This window comes from Runella sp. R5_40, assembly GCF_057652295.1.
Genome location: NZ_JBYFCH010000004.1, coordinates 121,527 through 144,960 on the forward strand (window position 1 = coordinate 121,527; position 23,434 = coordinate 144,960).

A 23,434-nucleotide genomic window follows, 5' to 3' on the forward strand; every position below is an offset into this window, starting at 1 on the left:
GTTTTGAGAAACCAGCAACACCTGTGTGTGCCTCTGGTTTCTGAAAACCAGAGGTAGAAGAAACTCTTTATTTTATCAGGCGAATGACTAAGATTTCTAAAAGCAAAAACGCCAATGCCGCCCACAAGAAATAGTTCCAAAGGCTAACACCAATGTTTTGTTTTTGAAACTCTTTCACAAAATCACCGTCCGCCACGTGGTCAAACACTTGTACGTTGGGCTGATTAGCGAATAGTTTCCGAAGTTCATCGGGTGTATAATAATCTAATTGCGATTCTTGGTTGTCGTGATTCAGGGCCAGCAATTGAACGGTTTGTCCGTCTTTTTGCAACTCATAATAACCCGACTCCATGTCTTGTTCGGTAGTCAATTGATTGCTCTTCGGTAATTCGAGGGTCAATTGGTTTCCATTCAAACGTTGAACTGGAATCAACTCTATTTTACCTTTTTTGAGTTTAAAAATCGTGTTTTGTGGTAAATCTGGAACAGTCAGTGCGATGTTGTTTTCATCAAACGAATAGGCCGCGCGCTGTTCACGTACACTTTGCGCGGCGATTTTGTACATCACAGGCACAAAAAGTGCATTTTGTGCAAAGCTTCCAAATGCTTCCGTAAGCGGATTTGCCAAGACGTAAACCTTGCCCCGCTGAACAGCCGACTGACTCAAAAAAACGTCTCCACTCCGCAAACTCAACAACTTAGCCCCACCTGCTTGCCATTGCCAAACGGGCTTTGAGACTGGCAATTCAAGGTTCTCTTGGCGAATGGATTGCTCAAAAACATCACTAAAAAACGGACTTTTCCGCTCAGGATTGGTCAATGGAATGGGCTCGTTGGACGTTCGTTCACTCAATGAATTTACACCAAGGGCACTTAAAAAACCTCCGTAAGAAGCTATATCGGGGTTCGATGGGGGAACAACCAAAATACTTCCTCCTTTACGGACGAAATTTTCTAATTCGGTGCGCATCGCTCCTTCTACCCGCTCCACACTTTCTATAACGACCAAATCGGTCTGCTTCAATAAGCCAATATCGGCATTATTGGCGTTGAGGCTACGCATGGCAAACAGGCTGTCGTTGGCAAAAACATTTTCTATCGAACGGTTGGGGTTGGCTTGTCCGTACAAATGCAAGACGCGAATGACGGGTGAAGCGTTTAACACAAAAAAGTATTCGTTGTCAAACGTAATGGGCAAATCATCAAACACAATTCGGCCGCGCTTGAAACCTTTCCCGCGAACATTAAAATTGAAAGAAGCCGTCGCCGAGCCTTTTGGGGCAAGGTTGACGGGTGCAGTCGAAACTTGAACATCGTCCAAAAACAATTTGACAACCAAGTTCTGAACGTCATCATTGCCCGAATTACTCACCCGAACGTACAAAATATTGTTCTGAAACTCCCTCACAAAAGGCGTATTCAACCACACCGAATCGACATACACATTTTGGTTCGCAACGGCTTGCACAGGCACAATAAACAACCGATTGGTAGAATCAACTTTAAGACTTGCTACGTCGCCAACGGTGCTTTTTTGAAAGTCAGAAAACCAAAAAAATTGATTTTTTCCACTCCCTGCGTACCTCGACATCAAATTCACCTGACGTTTGTAAATACTTGGCAGTGACCGTGGTGTGTGCGAAAGCTTGAGGGTAGTCAAGCGGTCTTTGATACGATCCGTCGTTGTGAGTTGTTGTTCTTGGGCATCAAAGTCATTGGTAATCAACTGCAAACGAGTGGCATTTCTAAACAGCGTCAATAATTGATCGAGCTTTCCTGTGGCAATGTCAAAAAAACGTTGGTTATTATCTTCGTTTTGCATCGAGAACGAATTGTCCAAATAAACACTCGTCACACTTTGGGCATTGGTTCCAGATTTATTACTACTCGGAAGATAGGGCTGAGCAAATGCCAACGCCAAGGCCGCAATGGCAAGTACCCGGGTTGCCAATATCAAGTACTGTTTCAAACGTCGAAACGAACTTGTTTCCATCTCAACGTTTTTCAACAACGAGACATTAGAAAAGTAAATACGGCGGGTGCGGCGAAAATTGAACAAGTGAATGGCAATTGGAATCCCCACTGCCAGTAAACTCCACAAAAAGGTCGGAAAAAGAAATTGCATTCAGGTTTGGTGTTATCGGTAGTCGTTAGAACTCTAAACGCAAATATCGTGCAAAGCGTTTAGATTCTGTACGAAAATCAAATCCCCGCGATTACTTTATTAATTTTTGCCAAGCCCATTTTGGCAACTTCAAGGGCATCTTGGGCATAATAGGTCTTATTAAATACTTCCAATGAAAGCACGATGGGCCGCTCTGGGTTTTTGATGGTCTTCAAAATTTGGCCAATGGGCGCAATCCCATCACCTGGGTACACGCGGTCTGCATCCACGATGGTTTCTTTCGGGAAATTTGCGGGATAATCATTGATATGGAAGATTTCAACACCAGGTTTACCCACCAACTTGAGGGTATCCAAGCTCGAACCGCCTTTGAACAAATGATATACATCCAACAACAACCGCGCCGACGGGTGGCCACTTTCCACCGCCACATACATCACTTCACTGAGTTTGTTGAGGTTTTTTGAAAAGCCCCACAGTTCCAGTTGCGGAATTACCTTGGTCTGATCGCTTATTTCAAGGATGGTACGGTAACGTTCGGCCGCTTTTTGAAGGTCGATGCGGGGGGCTTGAGGGGCTTGGGCGCCAACGGGCGGGGTTGCTACGCGCATACAGCCCACTTCTACCAACAGTTCCATTTCACGTTTAAGTTGGTCCACTCCTTTGGCTCTTGCGGTTTCATCGTCAACAATCCAAGCCGCAAAACCGATGGCATTTTCGAGCTTTATGCCAAAATCCGACGCGACTTTTCGAGCTTGTGCGGGAGTATTCCCGTTTTTTATAAATTCTTGGAGGGTGTCCATCCAAATTTCAACCGAACGAAACCCTGCTTTGGAAGCCGTTTCTAGTTCTTTGACGTATCCTAATTTTTGTCCTCGAATGGTGCTCATGTTCAGGCAAGGCACAAAAGAGGCTGATTTGGCAGGCTCAACGGCTTGCGAAGTTTCTGGCAACATACTCATTCCTGTGGTAGCGGTGAGTAAAGACAAAGTCTGACGACGGGTAATTTGCATAAAAACATGGGTTTATCTGCTTAAAAGCCAAAAACGACCCAAATTTATTGTTGTCTTGAAAACTTTCTTTTGATGTAACAGCACTCAATAATGGTTTAGAACACAATTCATGGCTGTAACACATACGTTTTGTCAAGCCATTTCGCAATTCCCTCCCAGCTTTCAACGGGGATTTTGGCGTGGGTGGCATTTTTCATAACGTAAAATTCTTTCTTGTTGCCTGGCACGAGATTATAAAACTCTTTGACCTTATCAATGGCAAATAATTCATCTTTGTCCCCTACTCCCACCAAAACGGATACATTCAACTGCGCAGGAAGCCGAAGCTGTTTTACATCCAGCATTGTCACAAATCTTGGGGTATAATGAAAAGTAAACAAGGTATCAGGCGTAACAGTCATCCCTTCACGATAATACTCCACCGACTGGAACGAAGGGCGAAATACCGCGCTTGCGATGATTTTGGCTTTTACAAACGGATTCATCGGCTTGTTAAGCCCAGGCCGACTCTCGTATGCACCCGAAAGAAGTACCAACCCTGCCACTTCATTGGGGACAGCATTGGCCGCGCAAATCGTTGCAGCCACCCCTAAGCTATGTCCCATTACTACGACTTTTGCAAATCCCAATTTCTTGAGGTAAACGATTGCTTCTGCCAAGTCGGCAATCCATCTCTCTTTGTTTGGGCTATCGCCACGGTTTCCGCCCGATAGCCCGTGGCCTCGGTAATCAAGGCCAAATGTGGTATAACCGCCCTTCGAAAATGGAATGGCCGCCATGCTATAAGGACCGCTATAAGCCGTAAAACCGTGAAAAATGAGTACGGCAATATTCTTTCTAGCAGGAGTTAGCGAATCGGGATTCCAGCGCCGTAGAAAGAGGGTTTCGCCATCCGAAGTTTTCATCAAATGATGTGGTCCTTCGTAGTTTTGGCGTAAAGAAGTGGCTTGTTCTGGGGTAATACCTTTATTATCAATACGCCATTTGTTGGGCCAATACGCCAAGGATAATCCCGCCAAGCACACAACAAATACTAAAAAAAGTACGGCATACAGAAATCGTTTCATCGGTTGAGAGGTTAAGGAAGTTTCAATTTCTAGCAATACTACAAAAAAAAAGCCCAACCAAATGGCTGGGCTTCTAAATGTATAAATAGCGTTATTAAAATTTCACGGGTACCGAGAAACCTGCAGTGTCCCATCCCAATACAATTGCGTTGTCTTTGGCTTCGATGGTAAGTTTTTCAACTGGCTCTTTTGAGCTTGTAGCAGGTACAGTCACGCGAAGTACGTCTTTGTCTTGCTTATAGTTGTAAGCGCCCCACTGTTTTACTTCACTGTTCAAAATAATTACCCATTCTTTCTCACCAGGAATTGTAAAGAACGCATAATCGCCTGCTTTCACGTCTTTACCACCTAGCTTTCCGTCTTTCTTGAACGTAATTACGGTCGCTTCGTTGGCGCCTGTACGCCATACTTTACCGTATTTTTCTAAGCTTTGGCTTCCTTCAGCCCCAAAAATCACGCGACCTTTTTTTGAAGGTTGTCCATAAGAAATTTTAATGTTACCGTTTTCGGCAGTTACACGTGGACTAGCAGGAGGATTTTGGCTGTAAGCAAATGTGAATGCAACAAGGGTACAGAACAGAGTTAAAAATAAATTTTTCATGTGTTGTTTGTAAGAATAAATGATTAGGTTGAACTACTAAGAAACGGAACTTCTTTGAAAAAGTTGTCAAAGCGGGTTGAAATTTTTAACGATTTCAATCATACCCTTTTCGGTCGTCGGCGTAAGTTGGCGTTCTTTAGCAAACATTTCCATTTTTTTTGCTTGATTTCCAAACAGTTTAAAAAAACGTTTACCAGTTGGAATGCCCGAAAGTTTACCATCTTCGTACCAGTAATATTTCGTCGTTTTGATAAATTCTCCCTCATATTCACTCTCACTCCCCGATGCTTCGTAACCAGTAGTTTGGGCACTACTCTTGGAATGTAGCAAACATTGGTGTTCTTTCAAAATCATCGTTTTCCCCTCATAAATAGGTTCATAGTATTGATTTTTGAGTAGTACAAAACGGTGGTTTTGAAGAACAAACTCGGTAGGCTTCATCATAACTGCCTCCAAAAGTGGATTAGCCATGACGTGAAGCACGCCTTTTTGTTGGTTATAAGCCATCAAATACTCGGCCTCGTGCCCATTTTTTTCAACCGTTTTCCCCTTGAACCACCCGTTTTTAAAAAAAGGCGTTCCTTTATAGACTTTTGTAAAGGTATTATTGGTCTTATTAACTCCCTCTAATGCTCGATAGAAAGCCACCAAAACGGTATCCCCTTTTTGGTTCACTTCGATGCGGGCATCTTGGTCGGTCATTTTGGTCTCAGGCAAAAAGTAGCTGTACGCATTTTTATCTTGGGCTAAACCGTGTAAACAATACCCAATGAAAAGCAGGCTGATAAATATCTTTTTCATCGTCTTATGGCTAAATTGTTTGCTAATGAACCTAAAAATAACACAATTCATTCAAAGAATGTCTTTATTTTTTTACCCAGAAAATAATGGAAGGAATTAGCTATATTTCAACTGACCTCGTAATATTGTGCTACCACTTCCTTTTTGTATATGCCAGTACCCGTCGATGAGCCTTTGTTAGCCGAATTGTGGAGCCGCTTTAAAACAGGGGATGAATATGCTTTTGACCAGCTCGTTGAATTACGTTATCGGGTGTTGTTTAATTACGGTACCCGTTTCACCAAAGACCGCGATTACATCAAGGATTGCATCCAAGATTTGTTTTTGGAACTTTGGGAACGACGCGAACGACTCGTTGACACACCGTATGTGACTATTTACCTCATCAAAGCCCTTCGAAACAACTTTGTTCGTCAGCTCAAGCATGACAAACCTTGGCTAAATTCTCAAGGTGTTGAGGAAGATACCTTGGTTGAAAGCGCTAACATTGAAATTGATTTAATCAACGCTGAACTGCTATCGGAACAAGAGCAGGCTCTTCGTCGGGCCATTGAACAACTGCCTCCACGTCAACAAGAAGTTATTTTTTTGAAATTTTACGAAGGGCTTTCTAACGAAGAAATTGCCCAAATTATGGATGTAGAGCGACAAACCGTTGCTAATTTTTTGTACCGTGCGCTTTCCCAAATGAAAAACTTACTACCCGCACTGGTTGTGTTTTTACCCTTTTTGCTTCGACTCTTCAAAAAACTTGCCTAAACGTTTAAGCTACCTCTTCGGTGATAGACTTGACCTAACAATCCAAAGCTATAAACTTTAACACACTACAAATCAATCGTTTATAGCGTGTTAAATTCTTTTTTCAAAAAAAATCGAAAATTTTTCTCCAAAAAAGGGTATTCCTTCTTTGGTAAGTACTATTTCCTTACAACACACCTTCAGATGTGAAAATAAAATCTATGAAAGATTACAAAGAATATACCGTTACTGAATTTGTCTTGGATGATTCTTTTAGGAGGTGGGTACTTAAAAACCTACCAACTGATAGTTCCTTTTGGGAAAAATGGGTACTGGAAAATCCATCGAAAAACGAAAGCGTTACCCAAGCCCGCGCGTTTATTCTCAAAATGAACCAAACACACGAGTTACTTTCGGAGAATGAGCTAAAACAAGCCATTTCTAGTCTTTCTGAGGCACGAAACCGCGAGGAAGTTTTTGTTAAACCTTTGCTTAATCGAATAAGCTGGTGGAAACAAGCCGCTGCTGCGGTCGTTGTGTTAGGAGTTTTAGGTGCATTTTATACCGTTTATCAATCAAAAATCAACCCAACGGTTGTTTATGAAGTACGCAAAAGTCAACTGGGTACTCAACTCGTTGAGGTAATCAATGACGATAAGGTCGAAAAATTGGTTTCTCTTCCCGACGGCAGCCAAGTTCGGCTCTCGCCGCTTAGTCGATTAAGTTACCCCAAAACCTTTGCTTCTACGGTTCGCGAGGTGTATTTGAGCGGCGAGGGCTTTTTTAACGTGACCAAAAATCCACAAAAGCCCTTTTTGGTGTACGCCAACGAACTAGTCACCAAAGTACTGGGAACCAGCTTTTTGATTCGCGCCTTCGACAAAGCCGATAAAGTAGAAGTGATCGTAAAAACGGGAAAAGTAGCAGTTTATTCTGTCAAAGAAGAAGCGAGTAAAACACCTACTACTGAGCTTACTGGAACGATTCTGACCCCAAACCAACAGGTCGTTTTTGACCGAAAGGTAGAAAACATGGAAAAAACGTTGGTCAGCATTCCTACACCAGTTCTTGCCATGGCCGAACAGACCAAGGTGGGTTTGTCGTTTTCAAATACACCCGTCGAACAAGCCTTGGACGCACTTAGCCAAAAATACGGTATCCCAATTGTGTTTGACAAAAATATACTGAAAGCTTGTGAAATCAGTGCCGAATTTGCCGATGAAAGTTTTTATGAACAACTGGATTTAATCTGTAAAGCGATTGGGGCAACGTACCAAGTGGTGGACGCTCAAATCGTGATTCAAGGCAAAGGGTGTAGTACAAATTGATGATTCAAAACCCAGACAATAAACCCCAATTTTTTACATGACATAAAAACCTACTAACTCCTCCCTTAAAAAACGAAATCGGAAACGCGCCAACGTTCCCGATTTCAGGTCAGTCCCCGCAAAGTTTCTCAGGCTTGCTGCTCTCCGACAGGACGTCGGACAAAGGGACTTTTTGTCTCAAAAATTAACATTGAAAACGTTTCAAATGTATGAAAAATGGTTCTAAAACGCTAACGGTTTGCCTAAAAATCATGCGTCTTTCTTTCTATCAATTTTTATTATCGGTCTGGACCTGTACTTGGGTATTGGCCACCAATGGCAACGCCCAAGAGCTGCTCAACCGACGTTTATCGGTTTCGATTGAAAATCAGAACGTTGAATCTGCCATCCGTACGATTGGCAAGGTGGCCTCGGTACGGTTTGTGTATAGCCCACAGCACATTCGGGCTGAACGTAAAGTCAGCTTAAACGCTCAAAATCAATCACTTTCCTACGTGCTTGAAGAGCTATTTAAACCCCTCGACATTGCGTATGAAGTAAAGGGTTCACAAATTTTACTTCGGCACATCACCCCTTCTGAAACAGCGGTTGCAGCGCCTCAAGTCGTGGATATTTCTGTCAGCGGAACGGTAAAAGATGAAAAAAATGAGCCGATGCCTGGGGTCAACGTGACGATAAAAAACACCACGCGCGGCACAACCACCGACCCCAACGGTCGTTTTATTTTGTCCGTCCCAGACGAATCAGTGGTGCTCATATTTTCATTTTTAGGGTATGAAAAACAAGAATTGGCCCTTGGGAACCGCAAAATTATCACTATTCAGCTCCGTCCCGACCCCAAAAGCTTGCAAGAAGTAGTGGTGGTAGGCTATGGCGAACAGCGTAAAGAAACCCTCACAGGCTCCGTAGTGAGTGTCAACGACCAAGTGTTTAAAAACCGTGGCCCCGTTGCCAACCCGCTACAAGCATTGCAAGGTCAGGTTCCTGGGGTAGTAGTCACCCGGAACTCAGCCCAACCAGGCCGCGAACAGTGGAATTTCCAGATGCGCGGTGCGTCTTCTGTCAACAATAGTGAGCCTTTGGTGATCATTGATGGCGTGCCTGTTCCAAGCACCAACGCCCTTAATTCACTCAATCCTAATGACATAGACAATATTTCATTTCTAAAAGATGCAGCGGCGGCTATTTATGGCTCACGTGCAGCAGGCGGGGTGGTTCTAATCACGACCAAAAGAGCAAAAAATGGCAAACCAACCGTTGAGTACAGCGCCGCTTTTTCTCAGAAAAAAATAGGATTACAACCCAATTTAGTTCGCGTCAATGATTGGTGGCCGCTCATTCGGGAGGCCCGAGGCAACGATGGATTTGCCCCAACCGATATTTGGTACAATTTGACCACTGTCATGGAAAAAGCCCTTGGCCAAGGAAAACAATGGCTTACGCCCGCCGAATACCAAGCCTTGAGTGTGCCAGGTGCGGGGCTTTTTGGGGATGTGAAAGACTTCCCTTTCTTTGACCAAACCATGCAAGATGTATTGTGGGGAACAGCCCAATCTCAAGAGCACCAATTGAGTGTTTCTTCCCGCAGCGAGAAGTCAGGGTATCGGGTTTCACTTGGGTACCTCAACGACGGTAGCTTGTTGCAGTGGGGAAACAATTCCAACAAACGTTACAACCTTCGTCTGACCCACGACTATAGTTTCTCCGAAAAACTCAAGTTGGCGACCAATATCTCTCTCGAACGTCAGCAAATTATTCAGCCGACGCGTTTGGGCGATATTATGAACAACGGTATTCAGCAAGGGCTTCCGTTTTTCAACCAAAAAGGACAAGCCTACGTGTGGGGGTCGGGCATAGCCAATGCTTCTCAAGTGTCAATCGCGGCATTTGGTGGCGACAATAAAGAAACAAACACCCGTGTGAATACCAACTTATCCCTTAAGTACAACCTACTTCCCAACCTCAAGTTGGTCGGAACGGCGGGGTATTATTTGCTGAATACCGATTATCGAACTTTCGAGAACAACATTCCTTTTTATGATTATACGGGTGCGAATTTGATTGCTTACTTACCAACGCGTAGTTCGTATCAGCGAGGCAACAAGCAAGAGGCGTTTTACAGTGCCAATGCGTTTGCCGAGTACACCAAAAGTTTACGGGAAATCCACCAGTTTAAACTGACGGCGGGAGTTCAGTACGAGCGTCAAGAATACAACCGATTCATTGCCAAAACCTTAGATGCGATTCCTGATGTTCCTAACTCGTTGTCATTGAGTACGGGTGACCCCACGACCAAAACAGTCGCCGAAGCCCAAAATCACTACGCCATCGGCGGATATTTCAGCCGTCTCAATTATTCTTTCAAAGATAAATATTTGCTCGAAGCCAATGCCCGTTACGATGGCTCGTCAAAATTTGATGCTTCTAACCGATGGAAAGGCTTCTGGGGCGTATCGCTGGGATGGCGCATTACCGAAGAAAGTTTCATGAAACAATTGTCGTTCGTTAATGACCTGAAGCTTCGAGCATCATACGGGCGGGTTGGAAACCAGAACGGAATCGGTTTGTACGACTATATCCAATTCATGAATATCAATTACTCTACAGGAGCAACCGCCGCAGGTTTCCCGATTCTTGGAACCAGTCCAGCAGTAAGGGTATCGCCAAGTGGAACGTTGGTTGCCCTCGACCGTACTTGGGAGGAAATAATCAACCAGAATATCGGACTTGACTTTGCCTTTTTGCAAAATCGCCTGTATGGGACCGTTGAATATTTCAAGAAGAAAAATGATAATATGCTCATCGCCCGTACGTACCCCAACGTGTTGGGGGCCGCAGCTCCTGATGGGAATAATGGCCAACTCGAAACCAAAGGTTGGGAGTTTTCGCTTGGCTGGCGGGATAAAATCGGGCAATTGAGTTACCACATCGCAGGAAATATCTCCGACAATACCAACTTATTGACTAACTACGGCGGACAAAAAATTATTAATTCTACCAATCGTGGCCTTAACGGTGCCGTGGAAGGTTATCCGCTCAACACCTATTTTGGGCTGGTTTATGACGGACGGATTCAAACCAATGAGCAACTGGAAGCCTACCGTAAATTTATTGCGGGCAACAACATCGGAATCCCCGCTGGCGTAGCAACTGCCCAAGCCAACTCACGCTTGAGTCTGGGCGATAATATGTTTAAGGACGTAAACGGCGATGGCAAAATTACTTGGCCCGAAGATGCAGTAGCTCTTGGGCGCGATGACCCACGCTTTGTATATTCTTTCAACGGAGGTTTAGAATGGAAAGGGTTTGACTTTAACGCCATTTTTCAGGGAGTGGCTAAACGTACCATCATCCGCGACGGCAACTGGCGGATTCCTGCGGCAGTGATTTTCCAAGCTCAAAACGAAGCATTTTTGGGTAAAACTTGGTCTCCCACCAACACCGAAGCTTTCTATCCTCGACTCTCCACGACGGGAACTATCAACAACTACAACTACTACCAATCTGACTGGATTGCCGAAAATGGCGCGTATATCCGTCTTAAAAACTTGGTGGTAGGCTATACCTTACCCACTAATTTGACCCAAAAAGCCAAAATCCAACGGCTTCGGGTCTATTTCTCGGGAAGCGACTTGTGGGAAAAGTCAAAAATACGTGACGGATGGGATCCCGAATCAACGCGTTCGGTTTCTAACTCGGGCGACTCAGAAAACAACAACGTAAGCACCTTTAGCCAGCGTTTTCCTTTTTATCGGTACATGACGCTCGGATTGAATTTGACGTTTTAAGTGCTAAAGCAACAGTTAACTGTTATTCGCTCAAACTTTTGCTTTGTTAATTGAGATTAACACTAATCAACTGATAATCAAAACGGTTAACGATTAACCGCTCGGGATTTCCATGATTCAAACATTCAAATAAAAATGAAAGCACAAAAAATATATACCATTTTGGCCTTCACAGGAACATTGTTTCTGAGTGTTGGCTGTAACAAACTCGTGGACATGAAACCTCTGAACGAGATTTCGGATGCGAGTTATTGGAAAAATGCCGACCAGTTCAAATTGGCAGCCAATGAATTTTACACCTATTTACGGAGCTTCGGGGATATTTTGGACAATAACCCCCACTCAGACCGACGCAGCGACATTATTTTTACGCGCGACGGAGCCAATACTTTTAGCAATGGCACCAATACTGTCCCCAATACCGACGGCAGTTGGAGCGGTGCTTACTCCCGCATCAGGGCTATAAACTACTTACTCACCAAATCAGAAGGTTTTTCTTCTCCTTCCGAAATTGAAAAATATGTAGGCGAAGCCAAGTTTTTCAGGGCTTATTTGTACTTCGATTTGTTGCAGTTATTTGGAGGTGTTCCAATTGTTAAAACCCTTCTCTCAACCGAATCTCCCGAATTGCAAGCAGCCCGCAACACCCGCGACGAAGTGATAGACTTTATTATTGCCGACCTCGAAAGTGCCATTGCGGTATTACCCCTCGAAAGCGCCATTGCCGCTTCCGACAAAGGACGGATAAGCAAAGGCAGTGCCCAAGCATTTTTGAGTCGAGTGGCATTGTACGAGGGCACTTGGCAAAAATTCAGAAACAACACTGCCCGCGCCAATGTATTGTTGGACAAAGCAGCCACAAACGCCGATGCGGTCATTTCGAGTAAACAGTATGAACTTTTTGCCCCAGCCGCTTTGGGTGACTCTTCCCAGAAATACCTTTTTATCTTGGAAAATCAGCAGTCGAACCCCGCCAACATTATCAAATCGGCCAACAAAGAGTACATTTTAGCGAATCGTTACGACTTTGCTTCTCGTCAAATTCGGATAAACATTACCCACCAATTGCAGGGAAATATCCATTGGGGTGCTAAAAAATTAATGGATATGTACCTCTGTCAAGACGGCCTACCGATTGAAAAATCAACACTTTTCAACGGCTACAAAACAACGCTTTCAGAGTACGACAATCGTGACAATCGCATGATTTATACCTGGGGACAAGACGGAAAGTATTATTGGAACAACGAAAACCCAGGCGCACGAACTACCTGGAAAGGCGATGCGGCCGACATCGCTAGTTCGGGTGGTAGATACAGCCCAGCGGGTGGAAGTGGCTACGCGCCCCAAAAATTTGCTACCGAACGCCGTCTGCAAGATGCCGAGGAAGGCTACGATTATCCCGTTATTCGCTATGCCGAAGTACTTTTGAACTATGCCGAGGCAGTTTTCGAGAAAAATGGAACGATTAGCGACGCGGATTTGGACAAATCGTTGAATTTGGTTCGGAATCGTATCAACAAAAAAATGCCCAAGTTGAGCAATAACTTGGTACAAACCAATGGATTAGAGATGCGTACCGAAATCCGTCGAGAGCGTACGTTGGAGTTGTTTTTAGAAGGATTCCGCCGCGATGATTTGATTCGCTGGAAAACGGCCGAAGTCGAAATGCCCAAGCCCATTGAAGGCATTGTGTGGACGGGAACTGCTTACGAAACCCGTTGGCCTGGCATCAAAAATCAGGTAGTGAATGGCAATTATCGTTTGGAGGGCAATCGCCAATGGAGCGAAAAACATTACCTATTGCCAATTCCTTCGCAACAAATTCAACTGAATCCCAATCTGGTTCAGAACCCAGGCTGGTAAAATTAGATAGGTTAAAGTGAATCAATCGTAGTGGCAGCAACTGTTGCCACTACCTTTCCAGCGCATCCAATCTTATGAAAAATACTTTTTATATCCTGATTTTTAACCTGCTCTGCCTCACATCAAACGCCCAACCGTTTGTTAACAATAGTCTGGACTACTCGGTAAAGCAAGTTGAAAAAACCCTCGCACTCATTCCTGACAAGACCAAAGATATTCCCCGAAATATCAATCATGACTCGACCAAGTGGCGGTTTGTAAATTTTCGCGATTGGACAAGCGGTTTTTGGCCAGGGACGTTGTGGTATTTGTACGAATATAACCATGACCCAAAACTCAAAACCGAAGCTGACCATTTTTCACATTTATTGACACCCCTTTCCAACGAACCTGCCTTTGACCACGATTTGGGCTTTCAAATTTTTTGCAGCTTCGGAAATGGCTACCGAATCACGAAAAATCCAGAATACAAAAAAGTGATTTTAAAAACGGCCGATGTATTGGCGACCTTGTATAACCCCAAAGCAGGGACGATTTTGTCGTGGCCGCGCGAAGTAAAAAAGTTTGGCGGGCACAATACCATCATTGACAACATGATTAATTTGGAATTGCTCTTTTGGGCGTCCAAAAATGGGGGAAGTAAAAAGTTGTACGACATCGCCGTCAAACACGCCGAAACCACCATGTATAACCACTTTCGTCCCGATTTTACATCCTACCACGTAGTGGTTTATGACACACTTACAGGCAAACGTACTAAAGCCGTCACCCACCAAGGCTATGCCGACAACAGTATGTGGGCGCGTGGCCAATCGTGGGCAATTTACGGTTTTACGATGTGTTTCAAAGAAACAAAAAAGCCTGAATTTCTGGATTTTGCGCAAAAAGTAGCCGACGTCTATTTGAAAAACTTACCCGCCGATTTGATACCTTATTGGGATTTTAATGACCCTAAAATTCCGAATGCTCCACGGGATGCTTCCGCAGCGGCAGTAACCGCTTCCGCTTTGATTGACTTGTCTAACTACATCAAAGACCCTGCGAAGAAAAAGCTGTATTTCGACAAAGCCAAAGCCATGTTGGAAGAGCTTTCAAGTCCACGTTACCAAAGTGGCGACAAAAACAGCGCGATTCTCCTGCATTCAACAGGGCATCATCCCAACGGCACTGAGGTAGATGCCTCTATCAATTATGCTGATTATTACTATGTGGAAGCATTGATGAAGTTGAGGAAAAAGACAAAATGAAAAAGCTCTCTATCAAAGCCATTGCCGAAACCCTGCAAATCTCTACCGCCACCGTTTCGTACATTCTCAACGGCAAGTCCAAAGAGAAGCGAATCAGTGACGAATTGACCCAGAAAGTGCTGGCTTTTGTGGAGAAAACAAACTTTAAGCCGAATCACTTGGCCAAAAGTTTACGCACGGGGAAAACCAATGTCATCGGTCTGATGGTAGAGGACATTGCTGATACGTTTTTTTCGAGTATTGCGGGAAGCATTGAAAACATCGCCTACGAAAACGGCTATAAAATCATTTACAGCAGTACCAAAAATAGTCCTCAAAAAGCCAAAGAATTGATAACGACTTTTCGGGAACGAAACGTTGACGGCTATATTATCACGCCCACTGAAAGCATCGAAGACGACATCCGTGACTTGATGCAAAGCAACTTACCCGTTGTTCTTTTTGACCGTCAGTGCAAAGACGTAGAGGCCAGCTACGTCGGGATGAATAATTTTGAAAGCGCCTACAAAGCCGTTGATTATCTTTTTGCCCAAGGTTACCGTCATATTGGCTTAGTGACCTTGGACTCGGCCCAAGCCCAAATGATTGACCGATTGCTTGGCTATCAACGCGCTGTTTTTGAACACCGTAGAGATACCCTCATGATTAAGTTTGATTATCTGACGGCCAAAACGACGGATATTACCAATGAAATTGAGCAGTTTTTACGAAAACATCCTCAGCTCGATGCGTTGTTTTTTGCTACCAATTATTTGGCTATCAGTGGCATTGAAGTATTAAGTCGTTTAAAAACAAGCATCGGTAGCGAGTTTGGCATTGTCGTGTTTGATGATAACGATTTGTTCCGCATTCACCAACCCACTATTTCGGCCATTGCCCAACCTGTTCATGAAATGGCCCAACAGCTCATTTTGACACTACTGGACCACATGAATCGTCGAGCGGAGGATTATTTACCCCAAAAACACGTCTTGCCCGCAACACTCATCAAGCGATTATCCTCTCAAAAACAACTTTAATGGCACCCCTTCCAAGGTTTGAAACCTTGGAAGGGGTAAACCAAAAAAAAATTAAAAACATGGCTCAAAAATCAACTCTCTTTCTTTTCTTAACCCTTCTGCTCCACCAGATGGCGTGGGGTCAAACGGGAGTGTTAGAAAACACCCGAACCACCATTCATTCGCCCGATAAAAATCTAAGCTGCCACGTATATCAAAAACAAGCAAGCGACGGACGGCGAAGTATTTTTTACACTGTGACGTACAAAAACCGTTCGGTTATTTCCGAATCGGCGTTGGACATCCAGCTCGACAACCACCTTTCTGAATTGGCGATGGCCTTGAAGGTGGACAAAACCCAAAATTGGTGCGAAGACCTTACGTTTATCAAAACTGAAACCTCCAAACAAGATACCACTTGGAAACCCCTTTATGGTGAGCGTTCTGTCGTTAAGGATCATTTTGAAGCGGCGACCCTGTCATTTCAAAAGGCCAGTAATGCCGATTACAAAATGCAAATTCAAATAAGGGCCTACAATGAAGGAATTGCGCTGCGGTATTTTTTTCCTGAAAATCCCAAAGGGAGCTATTACCAAATTAAAGCCGAGAATACGGAGTTTGCGCTTCCTTCTGGCAGTATCGCCTACTATACTCAATGGGCACAAGGAAAATACAGCTCACTTCCGTTGAAAGATTGGGTGGATGATTGTGAACGCCCTTTGACCCTAAAACTCTCCGAGGGTCTGTATGTTAGTCTGGCCGAGGCTGCCATGACCGACTACTCACGCGGGAAATTCAAATTGCACCCTTCCAAACCCAATTCTATTTTAGTTTCCCTAGACGATAAGGTCGATGCCATTACCTATTTTGGCACGCCATGGCGAGTGATAATGGTGGCCGAAACGCCAGGAAAATTGATTGAAAACAACGACATTTTACTGAATCTTAATCCCCCCGCTTCTAATGATAAAAGTAAAGGCTGGGGAGATTGGTCTTGGGTAAAACCTGGTAAAATTATTCGAGAAATGACCCTGACCACTGAAGGAGCCAAAACAGCCATTGATTTTGCTCAAAAACGCGGGCTTCAATACATTTTGTTTGATTGGAAATGGTACGGCCCCGCCCTGACGTGGGATTCGGATGCCACCCAAGTAAAAGCCCCGATTGACATGCCTGCCGTGGTGCAGTACGGAAAAGAACGAGGGGTTGGGATATGGTTGTATGTGAACAAACAAGCGCTGGTCAAACAGTCAGACGAAATTTTTCCGCTGTTTCAGAAGTGGGGCATCAAAGGCGTAAAATTTGGTTTTGTCCAAGTGGGAAGCCATCGTTGGACGGTATGGGTGGAAGAAATGATTAAAAAATGTGCCGAAAATCAACTCATGGTCAATGTCCACGACGATTGGCGACCAACGGGTGAGATGCGGACGTTTCCCAATCTAATGACTGCCGAAGGCATTCGCGGAAATGAAGAGATGCCCGATGCTACCCACAACGTCACGCTGCCATTTACGCGCTATATCGGTGGAGCGGCCGATTACACCATTTGCTACTTTGACAAGCGCATCAAAACCACCCATGCGCATCAATTAGCCATGGCAGCCGTTTATTACAGCCCGTTGCAAACGTTGTATTGGTACGATAAACCTGCCTTATACGAAGGCGAACCTGAGCTAGAGTTTTGGAAGCAAATCCCTACGTCTTGGGATAAAACCCGCGTACTGCAAGGCGAAATTGGTCAATACATTACCACTGCTCGCCGAAGTGGCAACGACTGGTTTATTGGCACGATGACCAACAATGACGCCCGTAGTTTGGAGATAAAATTTGATTTTCTTCCCAAAGGAAAAAAATACCAAGCTCGTATTTACTCCGACGATGACAGCGCTCCGACCAAAACCAAAATTGGCATTCAAACACAGGAAATAGATGCTAAAAGTGTGTTGAAAGTGAATCTTAAAGCCTCGGGAGGGCAGGCCATTTGGTTGAAAGAAATGTAAAATAGCCACGGAGTAACACAAAGTTTTTCACAGAGTAGCACTGCTTAGTGAAACTCCGTGTCGAACTCTGAGTAACTCTGTGTCTTCAAATCAAATTCAAATGAAAACGTACATAGGCGTAGATATTGGTGGGTCTCACATTACAGCGGCCGTCGTTAATCTTGTCTCAGGAACAATCAATGAGGCATCTCTACGACGTATGCCCGTTGATTCGCATGCTTCCGCTGACGAAATATTGACGACATGGGCAACGACGGTTCGGCAAACTATTCAATCCGATAACCTTGCCAACTGCCAAATTGGTATTGCCATGCCAGGACCGTTTGATTACGAAAACGGTATCTGTTGGATGAAAAACGTCAACAAATACGACCAACTCTACGGCCTTGACATTCGTCAAGCATTAGCAGCACGCCTCCACATTTCGCCTGCTCAAATCTGTTTCAGAAATGATGCAGAAGCGTTTTTGGCGGGCGAAATGACGTTTGGGGCGGGAAAAGGATTTACTAAAGGACTGGGCATTACGCTCGGAACGGGCTTAGGTACGTCGTTATTTGAGAAAGGGAAAGCCTACGATTTAGCACTTGGCATCAACCACCCACTGCACGAAGGCGTAGCCGAAGACTACATTTCAACTCGGTGGTTTATAAAACGTTACTCTCAGCTCACGCAGCATCCCATTGCAGGAGTGAAAGAGTTGGTCGATACCTACGAGACTAATCCCGCCGCACGGCAAACTTTTGATGAGTTTGCGCAGAATCTAAGTGTGGTTATGGAAGAATTTGTAGCGCTTTATCAACCCGACGTCATTGTTTTTGGGGGAAATATCGCCCAGTCCTCTGCATTATTTTTCCCTGTTATTAATGCGCGTCTCATGGCCCAAGTAATGCTACGTCAATCGGCACTAAACGAATACGCTGCTTTAATGGGGGCAGTCAGCCATTGGGTTTTACCAAAGAATTATTTCCAACACGTTTAGATTCCTTAAAGCTGGCAATGTTCGGCAAAGAAATCAAGAAATAACCATTTCATTTCCATGAAAAAACAGTTCTTTTTTGGGCTTTTAAACTTACTATTTTTTGCCGCGCTGGGCCAATCAAAAAAGGCACACCCCTATCTTTTTTATACCCCTGAACGCATTAAAATCACCAAAGAACGCCTCCAAATCGACACTTCGCTGGCTAAAGCTTGGCAAAATATGCTGCAACGCACCGAAAAATCCCTTGAAGCGAAAGGGGGAAATTTGGAAAACTTGACCTTAGCCTATTGTATGACAGGCGACATCAAATATGCAGAACGTGCCAAGCTTTTGCTGCTCGAATGGGTAAACCGTACTCAATGGGACGGGATGGACGACCGTACTCCACGGTGGAACTCAGGCCTTGGAACGGCCCGTGGCTGTTTTCAAACCGCCATTGCTTTCGACGGAATTTACAATTACCTCACTCCTTCCGAACGAAAAGAAATCGCTAATAAAATTATCAGGCTGGGCATTGAGCCTGCCATCAACGATTGGGTATCGGAAGATAGTCGCATTCATGCCCTCAATTCAATGGGGCACAATTGGTGGTCGGCGGTGGTGTACCAAGCAGGGATTGCCTCCATGGCAGTGCTTAACGAAGAACCCCAAGCCAAAGTTTGGGCCGAGGAAGTAATGCGAGCTTCCAAAGAATGGTTTGCGTTTCAGGGAAGTGTGTTGGAAAATAAGCCCTCCAATTTTGACGCTAACGGAGGTTTCTACGAAAGTGTGAGTTATGCCAACTTTGGCGTTTCAGAATACCTTACCTTTCGATTGGCGTGGACCAACCTTTTCGGAAAAATCACAATGCCCTACGATGCAACACTCCAAAAAACAGTCGATTGGTTTATCCACGCCTCCTACCCTACGTCCAAACACCGAATGATGTCACTCAACTTTGGTGACTCCAACGACCATGCCAACGGGGAACGTCCCGCTAAGTTAATGATGGCGTTGGGAATGGGCAATCCTCATTATTATTGGTATTTACAACAAATTGGCAACAGTGAAGGGCGAGAAGACATGAATCTTGCTACTCCGTTGGGGCTGCTGTACCACCCTGCAGAAATACGAATTATGAATGGTGAATTACGAAAAGGCAATCCCAATTCGACACTCTCCATTCTAAACTCGACACTCCCCAACCCTCTTCCTACCGCTGCCATTTACAAAGACATGGGTTGGGGAATGCTGCGCTCGTCGTGGGACAAGGATGCGACCCTTTTAGGAGTAAAATCGGGTTATACTTGGAATCATGCGCACGCTGATGCAGGTTCGTTTGTGTTGTACCACAATGGCCAGTACTTACTCATCGACGGCGGGGATGTGGGCTATGGTTTGCCTGAATACAGCGGCTATTTTGTTCGAAGTGAAGCCCATAACGTTATGTTGTTTAATGGAAAGGCGCAAGACCCGCAAGACCAATATCATGCCGTAAAGACGTCGGGCAGTTTGCATCACCTTATCAATGGCCCATCGCTAAAATACCTCATGGCCGATGCCACTGGCCCCACTTCTCGTTACTTTTTACGGAATTACCGCCATTTTCTGTGGCTTGATAAAGTGATTTTGGTCTTGGATGACGTAAAAACGTACGAAGCTGGCAAATTTGAGTTCTTGTTGCATTACCAAAATGAAGCCAAGAAAAAAGGTCCCGACCTCGAAATTGGCCAAGGAGAAGCATCTATTTTGTTTCGTCCGCTCTACCCAGAAACATTGCCTTTAGGGTATCCGCACGATTTTCCCGAAAAAATGAAGTTGGAAGAACGATGGGGCATCAAAGACCGTGACGTCAAAACGAAAATCCCTTATTATGCCATTTCTCCCGCCGAAAACTCACGACAAACAAAGTTTTGGAACGCCATTATCTTATTAGACAATAACAACAAAGCCGTCGAAACCTTTGTGGGCTCGTCGGGCGCAAACGGAGCCGCAGGGCGTACCAATTTGCCCGTAATCGAAAAAATAAGCGGTGATAATTGGCAGGGAGTACGGATTACCCAAAACGGAACGATAACGGAAGTGTATCTCAATCTGCTCGCCGATGGCCGCCTCATGCACCGCAACGCCAATGCGGTTATCAATGGCTGGGAAACCGACGCCTATTTAACCGCCATTACTTTCCCCGAAAAAGCCGACCGTACTAATCCAGATAACCTTACCTCCTTTTTTGTGAGCAACGGAAGTTATTTGCGCAAAGACGGCAAAACGTTTTTGCATTCGCTTTCCAAGGTTTTTATGAATGCTGATTATTCTAACAAGCAATTGAAAATACAAGTAGATGGTCAGCCGTTGATGCGTATTTCCTTGCGGGCTACCGAAAAACCAAACGCAATGATTATCAACGACAAAACGATAGCACCTGCATGGAAAGACGGTAAGGTAACAATTGACGTGGAAAACAAATGATATGATACGTTTACAAATAGGTAGCCCCTACGGGGCAATGATAAACGAAACATCTATCAAAAATGCTACAAACAGGTAACCCCTACGGGGCAAGACAAACGAAACGTTTGTTAAAAACGCCGTAAAAACTGCCCCATCGGGGCTACCTATTTGTAGATAAAAAAATGATTCGTGACAAATTGGGAATGTGCCCCATCGGGGCTAACCATTCAAATTTCTGGACGAGAAGTATCCTTTTTCTTTAAATCGTGTCTTAAACAATGGAAAATGAATCAACTTATCTTTATTGTTTTAAGCCATGGCCAACACATATTCCCAACTTTACATCCATTGCGTTTTCGCCGTAAAATACCGAGCAGCCGTTATTCACCCCGACTGGGAAGATATATTACACAAGTACATTACAGGTATTGTACAACACAACGGTCATAAGCTATTAGCAATCAATTCTGCGTACGACCACATACATCTTTTCACTGGCCTCAATCCCAAACAATCTATTTCTGAACTAATGCAATTGGTGAAAGGTGATAGTTCTGAACTCATCAATAAAAAAGGCTTGACTAGCCAAAAATTTCAGTGGCAAGAAGGGTACGGAGTTTTTAGCAACAGTCGCTCCCAAATTGATTCGGTTGTCAAGTACATTCTTAACCAAAAAGAACACCATAAGAAAAAAACATTTCGAGACGAATACCTCAAAATGTTGAAAGATTTTCAGGTCAATTTCGACGAAAAATACATCTTTCAAGACCCCATTAATTAATATGCCCCTACCGATGGGGCAACCCACTTCTCGATCAGAATCACAATGAAATACAAACCCCTACTTCTGTTACTCTTCTTTTCTTCACCCCTTTACGCTCAAGTTTGGCAATGGTCGGTGAAAGTCGAAGGGTACAAACACCCTGAAATCAACGATAATCCCACGGCTTTTCTCTGGATTCCTGAAAATTGTAAAGAAGTTAAGGGCGTGGTAGTTGGAATGCACAATATGATTGAAGAAGGAATTTTAGAAAATACAAAATTCCGTCAATCCATGCGTGATATTGGGTTTGCAACCGTCTGGGTAACGCCAGGCTTAGACATGGTTTTTGATTTCAATAAAGGGGCAGGCGGCACTTTCGAAACCATGATGAAGCAATTGGCCGACGTATCTGGTTATCAGGAGATAGCAACTGCTCCTGTTGTCCCGATTGGGCATTCCGCCCATGCTTCCTTTCCTTGGAATTTTGGCGCATGGAATCCCGCCCGAGCCTTGGCGATTATATCTATTAAAGGCGATTCTCCCCTAACGCACCTCACAGGAAGCGGCAAACCAAACCCTGATTGGGGCACTCGTACGGTGGAAGGAATCCCAGGTTTATTTATCATGAGTGAAGTCGAATGGTGGGAAGACCGTATTCAGCCTGGTTTTAATTACGTCAAAAAACACCCCAAAACCCCCATTACTTTTTTTGCGGATGCAGGTCACGGCCACTTCGACTACAACCAACGTATGGTTGATTATATCGCATTTTTCATCAAAAAAGCGTCCAGTTATCGGCTTTCCAAAAACGGACTTCGTTTCATTGACCCGCAGCAAGGGTGGCTTATCGACCGCTGGCGACCCAATGCCCCTCCAACTGTTTCACCTGCCCCGTATTCTCAATTCACGGGCGATAAAAGCGTGGCTTCGTGGTGTTTTGATAGAGAAATGGCGCAAGTCACCGAAGCCTATTATGCTCTTCCACGAGGAAAGAAAAATCAATACTTAGCGTTTATCCAAAACGGTGATACCTTAAAACCCTCCAAATCACATGGTCAATTCAGCCTCACGTTTAAACCCGCAAGCGACGGAATCACCTTTTACTTAAACTCTTTTTTTGCCGATACTTCTAAACTAAAACCCGCTTCACAACACGCAACATCTTCCTTAGCCATTGACCGTATTTGTGGACCAGTCCAAAAAATAAACGATACAACTTTTCGGCTAAGTTTCTACCGAATGGGATTTTTGAATCCTAAACGAAGCAATGCCATTTGGCTCTTGGCGCACAATGAAGGTGACGAACGCTTCAAATCGGTGATTCAGCAGATTGAACTCAAATTTCCAATAAAAAATACCCAAGGCGCCGCTCAAAAAATTGATTTTGAAACCATCCCCAACCCATCCAAAACACAAAAATCAATTCCATTACACGCCAAAAGTTCAGCCAGTTTACCTATTTACTTTTACGTAAAAGAAGGCCCTGCTTTCATATCTGGAAATCAACTGGTATTCACAAAAATCCCTCCCCAAACAAAATACCCCGTCAAAATCACTGTCGTAGCGTGGCAATACGGCCAAAGGGGTCAAATTCAATCCGCCGAACCTGTTGAACAATCATTCCTTCTCCATCAACACTAATTCTTATTTTCAAGGATTATTAATTATTTTTACCAACAATTGATATATC

General features: G+C 44.3%; 16 protein-coding genes. 11 read left to right on the forward strand and 5 right to left on the reverse strand.

From position 1 onward, the window contains the following. Positions 1-67: 67 nt before the first annotated feature. The 5 genes from AC23N5_RS09870 to AC23N5_RS09890 all read right to left on the reverse strand — a co-directional run bounded on the left by AC23N5_RS09870 (position 68) and on the right by AC23N5_RS09890 (position 5,607). The gene (locus AC23N5_RS09870; protein WP_487755434.1) at positions 68-2,125 is read right to left on the reverse strand and encodes a BatA domain-containing protein; all 2,058 of its coding nucleotides are present in this window, start codon (positions 2,123-2,125) and stop codon (positions 68-70) included. A gap of 77 nt (positions 2,126-2,202) precedes the next feature. Further along, positions 2,203-3,138, reverse strand: coding sequence for a sugar phosphate isomerase/epimerase family protein (locus AC23N5_RS09875; RefSeq protein WP_487755435.1), 936 nt, complete (start codon positions 3,136-3,138; stop codon positions 2,203-2,205). Between the two features lie 107 nt (positions 3,139-3,245). Then, on the reverse strand, positions 3,246-4,205 hold the full coding sequence (locus tag AC23N5_RS09880; RefSeq protein ID WP_487755436.1) for an alpha/beta hydrolase: 960 nt from the start codon (positions 4,203-4,205) through the stop codon (positions 3,246-3,248). Positions 4,206-4,299: 94 nt separating this feature from the next. Continuing rightward, on the reverse strand, positions 4,300-4,806 hold the full coding sequence (locus AC23N5_RS09885; protein WP_487755437.1) for a DUF2911 domain-containing protein: 507 nt from the start codon (positions 4,804-4,806) through the stop codon (positions 4,300-4,302). A gap of 66 nt (positions 4,807-4,872) precedes the next feature. Further along, a complete protein-coding gene (locus AC23N5_RS09890; RefSeq protein WP_487755438.1) occupies positions 4,873-5,607 on the reverse strand; it encodes a hypothetical protein in 735 nt (244 codons plus the stop codon). A 150-nt stretch (positions 5,608-5,757) separates the two neighbouring features. Between AC23N5_RS09890 and AC23N5_RS09895 the strand changes: the two genes are divergently transcribed. The 11 genes from AC23N5_RS09895 (at position 5,758) to AC23N5_RS09945 (ending at position 23,385) form a co-directional block, all read left to right on the forward strand. Further along, complete coding sequence (locus AC23N5_RS09895; protein ID WP_487755439.1) at positions 5,758-6,366, forward strand: RNA polymerase sigma factor; 609 nt, start codon at positions 5,758-5,760, stop codon at positions 6,364-6,366. A gap of 200 nt (positions 6,367-6,566) precedes the next feature. Beyond that, positions 6,567-7,673 (forward strand): FecR family protein, encoded by a 1,107-nt coding sequence (locus AC23N5_RS09900; RefSeq protein ID WP_487755440.1) that lies wholly within the window; start codon positions 6,567-6,569, stop codon positions 7,671-7,673. Positions 7,674-7,882: 209 nt separating this feature from the next. Beyond that, positions 7,883-11,461 (forward strand): TonB-dependent receptor, encoded by a 3,579-nt coding sequence (locus AC23N5_RS09905; protein ID WP_487755441.1) that lies wholly within the window; start codon positions 7,883-7,885, stop codon positions 11,459-11,461. Between the two features lie 135 nt (positions 11,462-11,596). Next, complete coding sequence (locus AC23N5_RS09910) at positions 11,597-13,327, forward strand: RagB/SusD family nutrient uptake outer membrane protein (RefSeq protein ID WP_487755442.1); 1,731 nt, start codon at positions 11,597-11,599, stop codon at positions 13,325-13,327. Positions 13,328-13,401: 74 nt separating this feature from the next. Then, the gene (locus AC23N5_RS09915; RefSeq protein WP_487755443.1) at positions 13,402-14,574 is read left to right on the forward strand and encodes a glycoside hydrolase family 88 protein; all 1,173 of its coding nucleotides are present in this window, start codon (positions 13,402-13,404) and stop codon (positions 14,572-14,574) included. After that, entirely contained in the window at positions 14,571-15,593 is a 1,023-nt protein-coding gene (locus tag AC23N5_RS09920; protein ID WP_487755444.1) for a LacI family DNA-binding transcriptional regulator, read from the forward strand. The genes AC23N5_RS09915 and AC23N5_RS09920 overlap by 4 nt, the downstream gene beginning before the upstream one ends. Before the next feature lie 59 nt (positions 15,594-15,652). Beyond that, entirely contained in the window at positions 15,653-17,572 is a 1,920-nt protein-coding gene (locus AC23N5_RS09925) for a glycoside hydrolase family 97 protein (RefSeq protein ID WP_487755445.1), read from the forward strand. A 100-nt stretch (positions 17,573-17,672) separates the two neighbouring features. After that, positions 17,673-18,551: an ROK family protein gene (locus AC23N5_RS09930; protein ID WP_487755446.1), complete on the forward strand. Its 879-nt coding sequence runs from the start codon at positions 17,673-17,675 to the stop codon at positions 18,549-18,551. A gap of 57 nt (positions 18,552-18,608) precedes the next feature. Then, positions 18,609-20,999, forward strand: a complete 2,391-nt coding sequence (locus tag AC23N5_RS09935; protein WP_487755447.1) for a heparinase II/III domain-containing protein — start codon at positions 18,609-18,611, stop codon at positions 20,997-20,999. 298 nt (positions 21,000-21,297) lie between these two features. Continuing rightward, the gene (gene tnpA, locus AC23N5_RS09940) at positions 21,298-21,762 is read left to right on the forward strand and encodes an IS200/IS605 family transposase (RefSeq protein ID WP_487755448.1); all 465 of its coding nucleotides are present in this window, start codon (positions 21,298-21,300) and stop codon (positions 21,760-21,762) included. Positions 21,763-21,807: 45 nt separating this feature from the next. Next, positions 21,808-23,385 (forward strand): hypothetical protein, encoded by a 1,578-nt coding sequence (locus tag AC23N5_RS09945; protein WP_487755449.1) that lies wholly within the window; start codon positions 21,808-21,810, stop codon positions 23,383-23,385. Positions 23,386-23,434: the final 49 nt, after the last annotated feature.

Bases quoted from the DNA above. Each gene is read 5' to 3' on its own strand.
- AC23N5_RS09870 (WP_487755434.1), bottom strand. From the start codon at position 2,125: ATGCAATTTCTTTTTCCGACCTTTTTGTGGAGTTTACTGGCAGTGGGG.
- AC23N5_RS09875 (WP_487755435.1), bottom strand. From the start codon at position 3,138: ATGCAAATTACCCGTCGTCAGACTTTGTCTTTACTCACCGCTACCACA.
- AC23N5_RS09880 (WP_487755436.1), bottom strand. From the start codon at position 4,205: ATGAAACGATTTCTGTATGCCGTACTTTTTTTAGTATTTGTTGTGTGC.
- AC23N5_RS09885 (WP_487755437.1), bottom strand. From the start codon at position 4,806: ATGAAAAATTTATTTTTAACTCTGTTCTGTACCCTTGTTGCATTCACA.
- AC23N5_RS09890 (WP_487755438.1), bottom strand. From the start codon at position 5,607: ATGAAAAAGATATTTATCAGCCTGCTTTTCATTGGGTATTGTTTACAC.
- AC23N5_RS09895 (WP_487755439.1), top strand. From the start codon at position 5,758: ATGCCAGTACCCGTCGATGAGCCTTTGTTAGCCGAATTGTGGAGCCGC.
- AC23N5_RS09900 (WP_487755440.1), top strand. From the start codon at position 6,567: ATGAAAGATTACAAAGAATATACCGTTACTGAATTTGTCTTGGATGAT.
- AC23N5_RS09905 (WP_487755441.1), top strand. From the start codon at position 7,883: ATGAAAAATGGTTCTAAAACGCTAACGGTTTGCCTAAAAATCATGCGT.
- AC23N5_RS09910 (WP_487755442.1), top strand. From the start codon at position 11,597: ATGAAAGCACAAAAAATATATACCATTTTGGCCTTCACAGGAACATTG.
- AC23N5_RS09915 (WP_487755443.1), top strand. From the start codon at position 13,402: ATGAAAAATACTTTTTATATCCTGATTTTTAACCTGCTCTGCCTCACA.
- AC23N5_RS09920 (WP_487755444.1), top strand. From the start codon at position 14,571: ATGAAAAAGCTCTCTATCAAAGCCATTGCCGAAACCCTGCAAATCTCT.
- AC23N5_RS09925 (WP_487755445.1), top strand. From the start codon at position 15,653: ATGGCTCAAAAATCAACTCTCTTTCTTTTCTTAACCCTTCTGCTCCAC.
- AC23N5_RS09930 (WP_487755446.1), top strand. From the start codon at position 17,673: ATGAAAACGTACATAGGCGTAGATATTGGTGGGTCTCACATTACAGCG.
- AC23N5_RS09935 (WP_487755447.1), top strand. From the start codon at position 18,609: ATGAAAAAACAGTTCTTTTTTGGGCTTTTAAACTTACTATTTTTTGCC.
- tnpA (WP_487755448.1), top strand. From the start codon at position 21,298: ATGGCCAACACATATTCCCAACTTTACATCCATTGCGTTTTCGCCGTA.
- AC23N5_RS09945 (WP_487755449.1), top strand. From the start codon at position 21,808: ATGAAATACAAACCCCTACTTCTGTTACTCTTCTTTTCTTCACCCCTT.